Genomic DNA, 14,805 nt, shown 5'->3' with positions numbered 1-14,805 from the left:
AACGGTGGCATGATCCGACCATCCGACCGCGCGCGATGTCGAACGAAAACCGCTACCGGGCTCTCCCGCCACCGCCTTATCGCTCGCTCAGCGCCTGCTGCCCCTTGAGGATTGGCTTCAGAAGGTAGTCCAGAACCGTCTTGCTGCCCGTCTGGATGTCGACTTCGGCGACCATGCCGGGCTTGATCGGAAGCGGGCCGTCCGGTCCTTCGAGATATGCGCTGTCGGTCAGCACCCGCACGCGGTAGTAGGGTTCGCTGTCGGTGCGGGTTTCATCGCGTATCGTGTCCGCGCTGATGAAGACGAGTTCTCCCGAAAGCGCGCCGTAGATCGAAAAATCGTAAGCGGTGATCTTGACCGTGGCCGGCAGCCCCGGACGGAGGAACGCCACGTCCCGTGGCCGGATCTGCGCTTCCACGTAGAGCTGATCGTCAAGCGGCACGATTTCCATGATCGTCTCGCCCGGCGCGATCACGCCGCCGCGGGTGGTCATCCTGAGATTCTTGACGATCCCCCGCACCGGCGAGCGCATCTCGGTGCGTTTCAGCGCATCACGCTTCTGCGCAAGCTGCTGTTCCAGACTGTGCAGCTTGGCGCTCCTTTCGGTGATCTCGGTGTTGATCTCCTGAAAATAGCCGTTGCGCGTTTTTGCAAGCTCGCCCCTCAGATCCGCGATCACGCGCTGCAGCTGGATTTCATCGACGACGCTCGCCGCGCCGCGCTCGACCATCGGGCCGACGAGATCCAGCTCACGCTGCGCCATCTTCTGACGCTCCTCCAGCGTGGCGATCGCTTCGATGAAGTTCCGCTGCCGCGCCACGAAGAGTTCCCGCTCCACCTCCACCACCTCGGGGTGTTTCGCGGTTTCGGCATCGAACTGCACCTCGTCGGCGCCGTCCTGCTCGGCGTGAAGGCGGCTGAGCGAGGCGCGCAGTTGGATCACCTGTCCGTTCAGATCCCGATAGGCCGCCCGGATCTGCGCGTCGTTGAGCACCGCCAGGACCTGCCCTGCGGATACCTCCTCACCCTCCCGCACGAGGATGTCGGCAACGATCCCGCCTTCCAGGCTCTGGATCACCTGTCCACGGCTGAGCGGCGCGACCTTTCCCATGCCGCGAGTCACTTCGTCGAGCGGCGCGTTGGCCGCCCACAGGAAGAAGATGAGGACGGCCAGAACCGTCAGCCACAGCACAGAGCGTTGCGTGACGGCTTTTGCCAGCGGATTGTCAAGCAGACGTCCGGCAACGTGGCTCTCGCCGGCGGCATTGTCGAGACTGTCAGTCATTGCCGGCGCTCCCCGCTACAACCACCTTGGCGGGCCGGCGCTTGGCGGAAACATTCCCCAGGACGTTTTCGACCGGTTCATTCGCCACAATCCGCCCGTTTCTGAGGATCATCGCGTGATCGACCAGCGTTAGGACTGCCTGGCGATGCGTCGCCAACACCAGGGTGCGCCCGGAAAGCCAATCGTCCATGTTTCCGATCACGCGCGCTTCCAAAGCCTGATCCATGGCCGCCGTCGGCTCGTCGAGGAGCACGACGCGCGGATCGCGCAGCCAGATCCTCGCCAACCCGATTGACTGGCGCTGGCCGCCGGAAACGCCCGCCCCACCCTCGCCGATCTGCCGGTCGAGACCGAGTGGGTGCCCGCGGACGAGCTCCTCGGCACCGACGAAGGCAAGCGCTTCCAGCAGTTCCTCATCCTCGCGCAGGGTGAGGCCCAGATTGAGGTTCTCGCGCAGCGTGCCGTGGAAAAGCCGCACGTCCTGCGGCAGATAGGCCACCGCCCTGCGGATGTCGGCAGGATCGATCTGCCGGATATCGGTGCCGTCGAGCGAGAGTTGCCCCTTCAGGGGATGATAGAGGCCCGACAGAAGCTTGAGCAGCGTGGACTTGCCGGAACCGTTCGCGCCGAGCAGCGCCACCTTCGCTCCCGGGGTCAGGCTCAGGGCGGGTATGTTCAACGCGGGTTCGCTTTCCCGGTCGTATTGGAAAGCGACATCCTCCAGCTGATAGGCTCCCTTAAGGCGGGGGCGGTGAACGAATTTGCGCTCCGCCGGCCGGTCGACGGGCGCCTGCATGATCGCCTCCATGCCGCCGAGCGCCGCCCGCATGTGCTGCCAGCGTGAAAAGATATTGGCGAGCTGAGTCAGCGGTGCGATGGTGCGCGAGGATAGAATGGCGCAGGCCAGCAGCGCACCCGTGGTCATGTTGCCGGCGGCGATCTGGTAGACGCCGACGATCATGACCATGACATAGGATGCCTGCTGGACGGCGGTCGCCGAATAGGTGAGCACCGCAGAAAGCACCCTCATGCGCATGCCGTTACCGGCAAGCAGCACCGCATATTCCTCCCACAGTCTCTGGAAACGGCCCTCCGCTTGCAGGGATTTGACCGTCTCCACGCCCGACATCGCTTCGATCAGAAGCCCGTTGCGGATCGAGCTTTCCTTCAGGTGCATGCTAGACATGCGCGACAGCGGCCACTGCGCCAGGATGCCGGGCAGGACGATGCAGGGAACAGCGGCCACCAGCACCCAGGCCACCGGCCCGCCGATCAGCGCGATCACGATGATGAAGAAGGCGACAAAGGGAAGGTCGCTCACCGCGCCGATGGTGGTGGAGGTGAAGAATTCCCGCACCGCATCGAATTCGCGAACCTGATTGGTGAAGGAACCGGTCGATTTCGGCCGCGCCTCGAGCCGGATCCCGAGCGCGCGTTCGAAGATCCGCGACGAGAGAGCCAGGTCGAGGCGGCGGCCGACGATGTCCATCAAATGACCACGCACGATGCGCATCGATGCTTCGATCAGGATGGCGAGCCCCACGCCGCTCGCGAGCACCCATAAGGTGGCGAAGGCGAGATTCGGCACCACGCGGTCATAGACCTGCATGGAAAAAAGCGAGGTGGTGATGGCGAGCAGGTTGGCGACGGCCGCCGCCAAGGCGATTTCCCCGATGTTCCACTTGTAGCGGGAGAACTCGCTCCAGAACCAGTGCCCCCGCGACGTCGGCGCGAAATCGTCGGCCCGGTCGTCCTCGCGCGCCAGCGGGGCGGCATAGACGATGAGGCCCGCGTGGTTTGCTTGAAGCGCGGCACGCGGCACCACCTGCTCGCGCGTCTCCACCTCCGGCAAGAGGATGGTGCATTCTTCTTCCCCGATCTTGGAGAGAACGCACACGGAACCGTCACGCTGGAGCAGGAGAACCGGCAGGAGCGCGGCGCGAACAGCGCCGAGATCCGTGACCTCCCGCACCCGCACATCGACGTCGGCACGGGCAGCCGCGCGGCGCAGCAGCGGCACCGTCATCCGTCCGTCCGCGAGCGGCAGGCCGGCCGTCAACTCACTTGCCGTGGTCGGCCGGTGATGAAGCCGGCACAGAAGGAGAAGCCCTTCAAGCAGATCGTCGCGCGGGCCGTGCGAAGCCTGCCTCGGCACCGGCTTCTTTTCGTTGCTCCCGGTTCCTTTTGTCGTCATTCCATGCCTCCGCCCGATTTCAGGCCGAGCGTCTCCACCAGTGTTCCGAGGGAAGCCGCCGCCGAGTATTGGAGTTCGCGGATTTTGGCGTGCGCTTCCACCAGATCCCGCTCAAAGCGGAAGACGTCCGCCTGCACATTGACCAGATCGGCGAGCTTGCGCTGGCCGATTTTGAACTGGTCCTCGTAAAGATCGCGCAGGGCGCGCGCCTTTTTCAGCTGCTGCGAGAGGATGCCGATCCGCTTGCGGAGAATCGGCTCGCGGTCGAAGAGTTCATGAACCTGCAGCCTCACCTCGCGCCGCGCCGATTCGGCGGCCCATGTGGCACTCTCGGCGCGCAACCGTGCAGCTTCCACCTTGCTGAAGCTGCTGAGTCCGACGAGTGTCGGCCCCCTCAGCCGCAAACCGATGCCCGTTTCGGTCTCGTTGTCGTTCTCGTCACGACGGGCGAAAGCCTCGGCACTCAGCGTCGGCAACAGGCCCTTCCGTTCCGATTTCACGGCGTGACGGGCCGCCTGCCCCTCCGCGCGGGCGCTCTTGACGGTCGGCGCTTCGTCGGTCGCCGCCTCGAAGTCACTGCCCTGCGGCAGCGACAGGGCGAGTTCCGGGACAGGCGCCAGATTGTCCGGTTGAACGCCTGTCCTCGAGATATAGGTACTGCGCGCGTCAAGCAGCGCACCACGCACCTGCTCCAGCGTCGATTCGGCTGTCGCCTCGTGAACGCCGGCAAGTTCAATCTCGGTAGCGTCACCGACACCGCCTTCCGTGCGATCCTTCGCCAAGGCGGTGAAACGCTTGTGAACCGTCACGTTCTTCTCGGCTAGCGCGACCAGTTCCTCCGTTTGCTTCAGGTCAATATGTGCCTTTGCGGCGTTCAGCGCATCCGCTTCCCAGGTCGCGGAAAGCCGCGAAGAGGCCGCCGATTGCAGCGCCTTCGCCTTGCCGACCTCTTGTTGGGTGTGCCCCCAGTCGAAAAGCGGCTGGGAAACCGTCACACTGAAATCATAGGTGTCGTCCGTCCCGACGCCGACCCCACTCCGGATGGTCGGTTGGTACCCCGCGTAGGCAATCTTGGTGTCCGTTGCCGCAGCAGCAAGATTTGCCTGCGCTTTGCGCCCGTCCGCACTGTGACCGAGTGCGGCGGCGACGGAGCTTCGCAGGCTTCTGGCGCCCTCGTGCTTCGAATCCGTCGGAACGACCGCAGACTGGACCCGCCGCTGCGGCGTCGGCGCGCGCTCCTCTTCCGGCGCTCGCGCCTGCTCCGCTGTTTTCCCGGCCGCAACGTCGCCGGTCCCGTCCGCAACCGCGCCCACACACCCTTGAACGAGAAGGGCTGTGACCATGGTAGCCGCTAACGCTTCGCAGAAATTCCTAAAAACCAAAATCCGCTCCTGAACATCTCAAACCGACAGTGGCGTCTGCCCACAGGCCGTACTGCTTTTGGCAGTACGCCGGCCCTCCGACTGGTCGCCCCGGAAAACACTCAGGACAAACCAACCCGCGCTCCGTCACTGCCCTGAGGCCGGTCGGAAGCTGCGTTTACGTGCAATCTGTATTGCAACATAACGGAAAGCTATATTTAAATAGTCAAATCACCGCTTTGAAAACATTATAGTTTATAACCACAGATCATATACGAAAGGAATAAACGAACACGCACCGGTTGTCGAGCCACATTAGGTTCGTGAGCCGGGGATATCGAACTTTCGAAAAACGAGTGAAGAACCGGCACGATCCAGCACCGGTAGCAGCCCGCGCATTCCGCTAGACGCAAAGAGCCCGCCTTCCCTGCTCCGACCCGGTCTTGTCCGAAGTCCAAACAGGCTTTGGAGCATTCTTTTAGGCGGGGGAATCACTTGCGCCGCAGCCATGCGACAAAGACAAAGGCAAAGTGGTGCCGTGCGCGATTACGCACGCACTACCGACTTAGGAACGGGCACCCTCATGGTGTGCGACGACGTTGAGGAAAACGTCGCCATAACGCTCCAGCTTTGCCGCGCCGATGCCGGAAATGGCGGAAAGCGCCTGCCGGTCTGCCGGACGTTCGGCAGCAATCTGCGCAAGGGTTTTGTCATGGAAGATGACGTAGGGCGGCACGCCCTGGGCGCGAGCAAGCTCCAGGCGCTTTTCGCGCAGCGCCTCGAAAAGTCCCTGCGCCTCGGCCGGGACCGCGCCGGAGGCCGCGCGTGCGGCAGCATTTCTGTCCTTGCGTTGCCTCTGCTTCGGCCCGCGCAGCATCAGTTGCGGCTTTTCCCGCAGGAAATCCCGGCCTTTTTGCGATATCGAGAGTCCGCCATGGCCTGCCAGGTCGACCGACACCAGCCCGTGCGCGACAAGCTGGCGCAGAATGGACCGCCATTGCCGCGCATCATGCTCGCTGCCGATGCCGTAGGTGGAGATCCGGTCATGGCCGAAACGGGCGATGCGCTCGTCTTCGGCCCCCAGAAGGACCGAGACGATGTACGCCTGTCCGAAGCGCTCGCCGGTCCGGTAGATGCACGACAGCGCCTTCAAGGCGGAGACCGTGGCGTCGAAGAGCGCGGGCGGCGCCTCGCAATTGTCGCAGTTGCCGCACCGGGCGTGGGCATCGCCGAAATAGTCGAGCAACATCTCGCGCCGGCACCGGCCCGTCTCGGTCAGGCCCAGAAGAGCATCGAGCTTCTGCCGCTCCATGCGTTTGCGCGGCTCCGAGGCTTCCGATTCGTCGATGAACCGGCGTCGCAGCGCGATATCGTCATACCCGTAAAGCAGCAGCGCCTCCGCCGGCAATCCGTCGCGCCCTGCCCGCCCCGTCTCCTGATAATAGGCCTCGATGCTGCCCGGCAGGTCGAGATGGAGCACGAAGCGCACGTCGGGCTTGTCGATCCCCATGCCGAACGCGGTGGTGGCGACGATGATCAGCCCCTCCTCGCGCTGGAAGCGCGTCTGGTTGGCCTCACGCACGGCCTTGTCGAGGCCGGCATGGTAGGCAAGTGCGGTAAAGCCGCGCTCGTTGAGAAAGGCGGCGATCTCCTCCGTCGTGCGTTTGCGGAGGCAGTAAATGATACCGCTCTCGCCCTTGAAGCGCTCGAGAAGCGACAGCATCTGCTTTCTCGGGCTGTCCTTCTCGGCGATGGCATAGCGGATATTGGGACGGTCGAAGCCTGCTACGAAGCTGTCTTCGGCCGAAATCCGCAGGTGTTCCAGAATCTCACCACGCGTGGGCGCATCGGCGGTGGCCGTAAGCGCGATCCGCGGCGTGTCGGGAAAATGCGAGACCAGACAATCGAGCCGGCGGTATTCCGGCCGGAAGTCATGGCCCCATTGCGAGAGACAGTGCGCCTCATCGATGGCGATCAGGGAAAGCCGGATTTGGCTCAGCCGCTCCAGCGTTTCGGGCTTCAGCAGCGTTTCCGGCGCCACATACAGGAGATCGAGGGTACCGTCCCCGATCGCCCGCCAGACATCCGCTCTTTCCTGAAACGCCTGAGTGGAATTCATGACGGCCGCACGCACGCCCGCCTGACGCAGTGCCGCCACCTGGTCGGCCATCAGCGCAATCAGCGGAGAAACGACAATCCCCAGGCCCGGGCGGCAGAGCCCGGGGATCTGATAGCAAAGTGACTTGCCGCCCCCCGTGGGCATCAGCACGAACGCGTTGCGGCCCGCAAGCACATGGCTGATGACTTCTTCCTGGCGCCCGCGGAAGGCCTCGTAGCCGTAGACTGTCTTCAGGATATGCAGGGGCTGGGACATTGAAACACAGGCTGGCGGGAACGAAGCTCCGCCGGCTTCATAACAGCCGGCCGGGCCGTTTGCACGTGCCCCTCCGCCGCATCCAATGAAAATCGGCCCACCGCCGGCCTCCCGTACGCGGCAGGCTCCGGATCACCCTTCCTCCAGCTGCCGGTCCGAAGCGCCGGCGAGGCCGTTCTGCGGCAACGGCATCACCTGGATGTTGTCGATGAGCCGGATTTCGCCCAGCCAGGCGGCGGCGAGCAGCCGGGCGGGACGGTCCAGCGTGGAAAGGGGGGCGAGGTCCTCCTCCGAACGCAATTCGAGATATTCGAGGCGCGCGTATCCCGCTGCCAGGATCGCGCTCCGGGCGTCCGCCAGGGTCCGGTCCACCGGGGCGCCCGCGCCAATCCGCCCGGCCGCCAGGCGCAAAATCTCCGCCAGCTTCGGCGCGATCTGCCGCTCCGTTTCCGACAGGCGAACATTGCGCGAGGATATCGCCAGTCCGTCCTCTTCCCGCACCGTCGGGCAGGCAACGATTTCGACGGGAATATCGAGATCGCGGACCAGCCTGCGCACCACCTGCAGCTGCTGGAAATCCTTCTCGCCGAAAAAGGCGAGGTCGGCTCCGGCCTGCAGCAGGAGTTTCGTGACCACTGTCGCAACGCCGTCGAAATGGCCGGGACGAAAGGCCCCGCACAGGCCCTCGCTGACATCGCCCACCGACACGGTCGTGGCGAAGCCCTCCGGATACATTTCCTCCGCGCCGGGAGCGTAAAGGATATCCACCCCGAGCGGAGCGAGCTTGGCCGCATCCTCTTCTTCCGTGCGCGGATAGGCGGCAAGGTCTGAGGCGCTGTTGAATTGCTTGGGATTGACGAACAGCGTGACGATCACGCGGTCGGCCCGGCGCAGCGCCGCACGCACGAGGCTCAGATGCCCCTCGTGGAGCGCTCCCATGGTGGGCACCACGGCGATTCGCGCGCCCTCCTCCCGCCACGCCCGCACCCGGGCGCGCAGATCCGGGACGGTGCGAACGATCGGTACGCTCATACCGCTGCTCCCCGTGGAGCTGTCGGAATCTCGTCTGCGAAAACATGCTCGGCGGCCGGGAAACGCCCCTCGCGCACCTCCCGCGCGAATGCGGCGATAGCCGCATCCGCCGCCTGGCCGAGTTCCGCATAGCGCTTGACGAATTTCGGACGGAAAGCCGTAAACATTCCCAGCATATCGTCCGTCACGAGCACCTGCCCGTCGCAGGCGGCCGACGCGCCGATGCCGATGGTGGGAACGGGAATCTCTTCGGTGATCAGCCGTCCGAGCCCATCCGGCACTTTCTCGAGCACAATGGAGAAGGCGCCGGCTTCCGCTACGGCGGCTGCGTCACGCCTGACGATCTCTGCGCCTTCGCCCCTGCCCTGCACGCGGTAGCCGCCGAGGCTGTTCACTGCCTGCGGCGTCAGCCCGATGTGGCCCATGACCGGAATGCCGCGGGCACAAAGGAAGCGAATCGTCTCTGCCATCTCTTCGCCGCCCTCCAGCTTGACGGCGGCGCAGCCGGTCTCCGCCATCAGCCGGGTGGCGTTGCGAAAGGCCTGTTCCGGGCTTTCCTCATACGTGCCGAATGGCATGTCGACGACCATCAGCGCGCGCTTCACCCCACGGCGCACGGCCTTGCCGTGCATGATCATCATGTCGAGGGTGACGCCAAGGGTGGAGGAAAGCCCGTGCATGACCATGCCGACGCTGTCGCCGACCAGAACAATGTCGCAGTGGGCATCCACGAGTTCCGCGACCGGGGTGGTATAAGCCGTCAGACAGACCAGCGACGGCTTGCCCTTGTGCCGGGCGATCCCGGGCGCGGTAATGGCGGCTGCCTTGCTCGATGCGCTCATGTGGTCCTCCTTATGCCAGGCGGTGGGCGGCATATGACACATTCTGGCGCAAATGCGAAGTCGCTGTGCACGCGCGAGAGAGGCTACGCAAGGCCGTGACCTGGTCAGGTGAACCGGAACGGCAGCCCCGTCATCAGCGCCGCGACATAGCGCTTCTTCTGGAAAAGCCCGTTCAGGGAAACCCGGGGAAGCCCGGTCGGCTGCTCCAGGCATGCCGCCTCCAGACGGCCCGGCTGCGTGGTGACTGCAGCCGAAAAACCCGCCTCGGCGACCGCCGCCATCTCACGCGGACCTGCTGCCGATCGCCCTCCGTATGGATAGGCGAAGGAGCGCGGGCTGCTGCCGACATAACGCTCGACCGCGCGCGCGGATTCGGTGATTTCTTCATTCAGCCGTTTCGCCGGCACCCGACGCAGGTTGACATGGGTGACGGTATGGGCACCGAAATGAACCAGGGGATCCTCGGCAAGCGCCTTCAATTCATCCGCATCCATGACGAGTTCGCGAACGATCGACCCGGCATCGATGCCGGCCTCGGCGGCCGCCGTGTCGATCCGTGCCACGGCCTCGTCCTCCTGGATCGCGTGAACATAAGCCGCCAAGCGCGCAAAGGCGGCGTTCTTCTGCGCCAGCGTGCGCGCCGGCACCTCTTCCGGGCCGCGGCCGAAGTCAAAGACGAAGCCAGTCCCGCGCCCGGCCAGCTCCGCCGCCGTTTCCCACCAAAGGGTACGCTTGCGCTCCACAAACCCGGCGGTGATGAAGATCGTGTAGGGAATCCCGTACCGGCGAAAAACGGGCGCGGCGAACTGCGCGTTGTTGCGATAGCCGTCGTCCAGGGTGAAGGCGACGAACTTGCGCCCGTCCGGCTCGGCCAACAGCGCCGGCAGCGCATGCAGGTGGACCGGAACGAGCCCGCCGTCGAGCGCCGCAACCACGGCCTTTTCCAGGAACTCGGGCGTGACCGACAAAGCGGCATTGGGCGAAAAGGGCGCTTTCTCGTGCGGCCGCACGTGGTGAAGGGTGAAAATCAGTCCACGCCCGCCGACGGTCGGGACAAGTCGGGCCGCACGGGAAAGCGCCGTGGCTTCCAGGCCGGCCCGAATGACGGCATGTCTCATCCGCACCGCGGCAGCGCGCAGCAGAGACCTGGCCGTCTCCGGAGCTGAAGGCCCCTCCGGCGCAAAGAACGCCCCGCCTGTCATTCGGCTCGCAAGCCTGCCATGTCCCATGATGCCCGCCCCCTTGCAAACGGCCCGCATTCACCCTTCCGAGGCGCTCACCCCCGGCCGGCCATACGGCGCGGCGCTTGCCTCATCTGCTCTGCCGGTTGCTGTTCTTCGTCCTGGGAAAGGTGCTCGACGATGCGCAGCAGATCCTTTGTCACGGCGTGTGGCAATCCCACCACGAGCTTCGCCAGCGCCAGCCGGTCCTCCGCCTCCTCGGGCGTCCGGCCCCAGATGTGCGGTGCGGCGTCGAACAGCATCTCCATGGGCATGAGGCCGAGCACCTCGCAAAGATGGATCATGCGCGTGACGTGCATCTTGGAGAACGCCCGCTCATAGCGTCCGTAAACCTGTGCCGAAAGCCCGAGCAGTTCGGCGAGCTCCTCGCGCGAAAGCGCCTTCTCCTTGCGCTTGCGGCGCAAGTGGGCGGCGATCCGCTGTTCCATTTCACCGAGCGTGCGAACACCGTCGAACGAGGGACGGCGATATACGGGCTTGGCGATATCGGGATCCGCCGTCTCCACGAGCCCCATCTGCTTCTTGTAGGCGTCCATGTCGGGTACAGCCGCACGTTTTTTCAAGCTGATCCTCGACACCTGTTTCCCCTTCACTGCTCACAGGGCTGTTTTCGGAGAGCGCCGCACGGCACCGCCCGAGAACGCAGCGACGGTGCGCACGCCCCACCGGTACTGAGAAACAGCTATATGACGCCAGAAACTAACATAAACTTTAAGCGCCGGAACCCCTGCCACCGGGGGAGCGTAAGGCAGCTAACCGGCCTCTGCCGGGCGCACGGCTACTCCGTCTGGCGCGCGAAATAGATTTCCGAGACGCCGCGCTTGCCGCCGTCACGGCGCAACTGAATGACAACGGGAATGACCTCCTGGATATACGACATGAGGTCGTGCTTGGCATATCCCGCGCCCATTCCCGCCTGATGCATCATCATGACGATCTGCTCGTAGGCCCCCATCGGCGTATCGGCGTGGACCGTCGACATGGACCCGGGATGGCCGGTGTTGATCGCCCGCAGGAACGAAAATGCCTCCGCTCCACGGATCTCGCCGACGAAGAGACGATCGGGCCGCATCCTGAGCGAGGCTTCGAGCAGATGCTGGATCGTCACATGTGCCGTGCCCTGATCGGACTTGGAAGCCAGGAGGTGAACCGTGTTGGGCTGCGGCGGGAAAAGCTCCCGCGTATCCTCGAGTGTGACAATCCGCTCCCGCGGGTCGATGCTCTTGAGACAGGCGTTGAGAAAGGTGGTCTTGCCCGACGAGGTGCCGCCGCTGATGAGAATGGAGACCCGGTTGCGGATCGCCGTGCCGATGAAGCCGTAGATATCCTCGCGCCTGAGCAGATCGATCAGAGCCCGATCGCTGTCGCTGAGACCGCCGACGGCGACGGAAACCCCGTCGAGCGAGCCATTGTCACGATATTCCTCCAGGGTGAAGTCCTGGACCACCTGCTTGCGGATCGCAATCGTCCCGCCCAGCGGCGCCGCCGGGGGCAGCACCACCTGAATGCGCTCGCCTGTCGGCAGTGCGGCACTGAGGATCGGGTGAGCCGGGCTGATGAACTGGTCCGTGACCGCCGCCACCCGTTCGCCGATGTTCTGGATCTCCTCGGCGGTCAGTTCCGGAATTTCGTGGTGCTCCATGAAACCGGCGCCGAAGCGCTCGACATACACCTGTCCCGGCCGGTTCACGGCAATTTCGACGACGCGCGGGTCGTTGAGAAATGTCTGGACCGGTGCCAAAGCACGTCTGAGAAAGTACTCGACGCTGGCGGCTCTATTCGAGATTGCGCTCACGCTTGATCTCCTTCAGCGCCTCCGTCACCGGATCGTCGTAGAGCGTCGCGAAATCGAGATCCTGACGCACATAGACGAAGATGCGCTCCCCCTGGGGAATGCTGATCGTGGGCGGTATGTCGAGATTTGCGCCGAACTCGTTCTTCGTCATTTCGGATGTCGCCCTCACGATCGATTCGACTGCAGCCTCCTTTCCACTTTCTCGACTGACGTTGCGTCGCGTTAGCCCGGTCCTCGGGTCGAACACCTCCGTTGACGTCTCTCTGGGATCGATCAGATAGCCGGCGCCTGCTCCCACCACGGAAAGCAGCATGGCCGTCGAAACGCGCTTGAAGAACTTCGTGTTCACGTGTCCGGTCAGTCCGGCGCGTCCCATTCCATCGGCTCCGATCGAGTTCAGCCGAACCGACACGCCGTCCTCGCGCAGGAGCCGGGACCAGACGACGAAGACCCGTGTCTGGCCGCGTTCGACATCCGCCTGATATTCGCCGATCAGGCGCGATCCGGTTGGAATCAGCACCCGTCGGCCGTCGAAGGAATAGACGTCGCGCGAAACCACGGCACGCACCTGGCCCGGCAGATCGGAGTTGATCGCGGTCTCCAGAATGCCCGGGATCATGGTTCCTTCGGGAACGAGGGCATCGATCCGCTTCAGGCGCCGGGCAGTGGCCGTCCGGTTTCCGATCGCCGAGAGTGCACCCAGGAAGACGCTGTTTCTGTCCTGCCCGGCCACGCCGCCGAAGGCCGCATCGCCCGCGCCTTCGGAGGCCGCCGTCTCGTCCATAAGGACCAGGCCAGACAGATAACGGGCGGGAAAGTCCTCTTCGGGCGCGGGCGGTGGTGGAATCTGCGGCTCCACTGGCGCCTCGGGCGGTGGGGGAAGCTCCGGCAACTCCACCGGCTCGGGCGGTTCCGGCGTCTTCCGTTCGAAGGAAGAGGGGTACAACTCGGTGGTGCGAAACTCCTCGTCCCCGCTCAGTCCCATGTCGGTCGGCGCGTCCTGCCCCAGGAACAGAAAATAGATGATCACGGCGGCGCCGGCGAGCAGTACCGCAAGGCGCAGGCCCTGGTAGCGCCCGGCATTCGAATCCCGCACGTCGGATTCGTCAGCCGTCAACAGGGCATCGAGTTCGGGGGAGCGTTTCATCGGTTACCGCTGCCCCTGCGCTTTTTGGCGGTCCCGTCATGCGCCGGCCCATGGATGGCGGGATCGGGCGCACCGAAATCAGGCGCGGCGAGGTTGAAGATGCACACCCAATCGTCGCCGTCGCGCAGCGTGAATTGCTTAGCCACGCCGTCCACCACCACATAGTCCCCTTCCTTGTGGAAGTTGAGCAGCGTTTCGGAATAATCCGCGTCGACCCCGAAGATCGCCGGTATCCGCGCGCCGAACTTGAAGAAGGTCTTCTTCCCGTCGTCGAAGACCATCTGCGGCTTGAGCGGCGCCGTCCCCGAATAGGAATAGTCGATATTGACGTTCTGCTTGTCGATCTTCGACATGTTCGGGAAAGCGGCGCGGTATTCCGCCTCGGCCCTGAGCGCAGAGTTCAAATCCTTCTCCGGATAGATGAAACGGATCCCGAAGACATCCCTGCCACCTGGCCGGTGATCGCGCAGTTCCAGGTAGTAGACGCGCTTACTCGTCACGACGTTCATATTGGTCGGGACATCCCTGGCAACCGGCTTGACGAAGAGAATATTGCCCTTCTTGGCCGGCACGACCTGCCAACTCTCCGTGTCGCCCAGGGAGATGGTCTCAAAACTTTCATCCTCGTCGAAAATGATCATGGTGGAGATCCCGTAGGCGGCGTTTACCTGAACGACATCGTTGGGCTTGTAGGTAACAGTGGTGATCCGTGGGTCGCGCCGGCCCGGTTTCGGGCTTTGCCCCGCCTGCGCGGAAGGAAGCGTCAGGGCAACCATCGCGGCGCCGATCAGTGCGCGGCCGAAGATGGAAACACCGCCGCCGAAATGCGATCTCGACATCAGCCCGCCTCCGGTGAAACGGTCTCTTGTTCTCGGCGGTAGTGGTAGACCTGAAAGCCGAGGGGGTTTTCGAAGCGCCATTTGTTGGCCGTCGGGGTATCGGTATAACGAAACCGCACAACCGACGCGTAGTGGCGCGTCAGGGAGTCGACGCTCGTGCGTTCCTCGGTCGAGAAACGCACGATGGCGGTGGTGTCGTTGGGAAAGTTGACCGACTTGATCCGGACCAGCACTTCCGTGCTGTCGCCATATATGCGCTTGGGATTCTTCGGGTTGCCGGAACTGTAGAGGCTCTGGAGGTCTTTTGCCGCGCGCGCCGTCGAAAGAAGAGCGGCAAGGCGATAATTGTCCGAGATGCGATAGGGGTCGTACCCTTCGCGCGCGCGAACGTAGCGAACGATGTTGGCCTGCGTGACGGCCTTTTCCTCCGTAAGGTTCAGCGGCCGGGTGAGGCCGCTCTTCACCTCGACGTACCCGGTGTTCGTGTCGACCTCCACGATGTACGGCTCGAAGCTCTTCAACGGCACGAGCATGAGCAGCACCGTCAGGCTGATGAGCGCGACGGCGCCGAAAATCGTGGTGACGAACCAGGCAAGCGCGCGGGAACGCTTCGCCTTCTTGATGATCTCCGCTTCCCAGCAGACGCCGTCCTGATAGTAGGTGCGAAGTTCGTCCGGTCCTGCACTCATCGTACC

General features: G+C 64.0%; 12 protein-coding genes. All 12 read right to left on the bottom strand.

Features of this window, described 5'->3' with window-relative positions:
• Nucleotides 1–76: 76 nt before the first annotated feature.
• The gene (locus tag SIN08_RS00450) at nucleotides 77–1,285 is read right to left on the bottom strand and encodes an HlyD family type I secretion periplasmic adaptor subunit (protein ID WP_322449490.1); all 1,209 of its coding nucleotides are present in this window, start codon (nucleotides 1,283–1,285) and stop codon (nucleotides 77–79) included.
• Nucleotides 1,278–3,479 (bottom strand): type I secretion system permease/ATPase, encoded by a 2,202-nt coding sequence (locus SIN08_RS00445; RefSeq protein WP_322449489.1) that lies wholly within the window; start codon nucleotides 3,477–3,479, stop codon nucleotides 1,278–1,280. The genes SIN08_RS00450 and SIN08_RS00445 overlap by 8 nt, the downstream gene beginning before the upstream one ends.
• The gene (locus SIN08_RS00440; protein WP_322449488.1) at nucleotides 3,476–4,822 is read right to left on the bottom strand and encodes a TolC family protein; all 1,347 of its coding nucleotides are present in this window, start codon (nucleotides 4,820–4,822) and stop codon (nucleotides 3,476–3,478) included. The genes SIN08_RS00445 and SIN08_RS00440 overlap by 4 nt, the downstream gene beginning before the upstream one ends.
• A gap of 583 nt (nucleotides 4,823–5,405) precedes the next feature.
• Nucleotides 5,406–7,214 carry a DNA helicase RecQ gene (gene recQ, locus SIN08_RS00435; RefSeq protein WP_322449487.1) on the bottom strand — a complete coding sequence of 603 codons (1,809 nt, stop codon included), beginning with the start codon at nucleotides 7,212–7,214 and terminating at the stop codon, nucleotides 5,406–5,408.
• A 132-nt stretch (nucleotides 7,215–7,346) separates the two neighbouring features.
• Nucleotides 7,347–8,246, bottom strand: a complete 900-nt coding sequence (panC, locus tag SIN08_RS00430; RefSeq protein WP_322449486.1) for a pantoate--beta-alanine ligase — start codon at nucleotides 8,244–8,246, stop codon at nucleotides 7,347–7,349.
• Complete coding sequence (gene panB, locus SIN08_RS00425) at nucleotides 8,243–9,088, bottom strand: 3-methyl-2-oxobutanoate hydroxymethyltransferase (protein WP_322449485.1); 846 nt, start codon at nucleotides 9,086–9,088, stop codon at nucleotides 8,243–8,245. The genes panC and panB overlap by 4 nt, the downstream gene beginning before the upstream one ends.
• Nucleotides 9,089–9,192: 104 nt before the next feature.
• Nucleotides 9,193–10,206 carry a polysaccharide deacetylase family protein gene (locus SIN08_RS00420; RefSeq protein WP_322449484.1) on the bottom strand — a complete coding sequence of 338 codons (1,014 nt, stop codon included), beginning with the start codon at nucleotides 10,204–10,206 and terminating at the stop codon, nucleotides 9,193–9,195.
• A gap of 158 nt (nucleotides 10,207–10,364) precedes the next feature.
• Nucleotides 10,365–10,865 carry a helix-turn-helix transcriptional regulator gene (locus SIN08_RS00415; protein ID WP_322449557.1) on the bottom strand — a complete coding sequence of 167 codons (501 nt, stop codon included), beginning with the start codon at nucleotides 10,863–10,865 and terminating at the stop codon, nucleotides 10,365–10,367.
• Nucleotides 10,866–11,107: 242 nt separating this feature from the next.
• Nucleotides 11,108–12,124, bottom strand: coding sequence for a P-type DNA transfer ATPase VirB11 (gene virB11, locus SIN08_RS00410; RefSeq protein ID WP_322449483.1), 1,017 nt, complete (start codon nucleotides 12,122–12,124; stop codon nucleotides 11,108–11,110).
• Nucleotides 12,105–13,271: a type IV secretion system protein VirB10 gene (gene virB10 / locus SIN08_RS00405; protein ID WP_322449482.1), complete on the bottom strand. Its 1,167-nt coding sequence runs from the start codon at nucleotides 13,269–13,271 to the stop codon at nucleotides 12,105–12,107. Before virB10 ends, virB11 begins: the two co-directional genes overlap by 20 nt.
• Nucleotides 13,268–14,110 (bottom strand): TrbG/VirB9 family P-type conjugative transfer protein, encoded by an 843-nt coding sequence (locus tag SIN08_RS00400; protein WP_416207985.1) that lies wholly within the window; start codon nucleotides 14,108–14,110, stop codon nucleotides 13,268–13,270. The genes virB10 and SIN08_RS00400 overlap by 4 nt, the downstream gene beginning before the upstream one ends.
• Complete coding sequence (locus tag SIN08_RS00395; RefSeq protein WP_322449481.1) at nucleotides 14,110–14,799, bottom strand: virB8 family protein; 690 nt, start codon at nucleotides 14,797–14,799, stop codon at nucleotides 14,110–14,112. Before SIN08_RS00395 ends, SIN08_RS00400 begins: the two co-directional genes overlap by 1 nt.
• Between the last annotated feature and the right edge of the window lie 6 nt (nucleotides 14,800–14,805).

Source organism: Chelativorans sp. M5D2P16 (assembly GCF_034427935.1).
Lineage (GTDB): Bacteria > Pseudomonadota > Alphaproteobacteria > Rhizobiales > Rhizobiaceae > Chelativorans.
The sequence above is the reverse complement of the archived record's forward strand: the minus strand, read 5'-3'. Positions and strand labels throughout refer to the sequence as shown.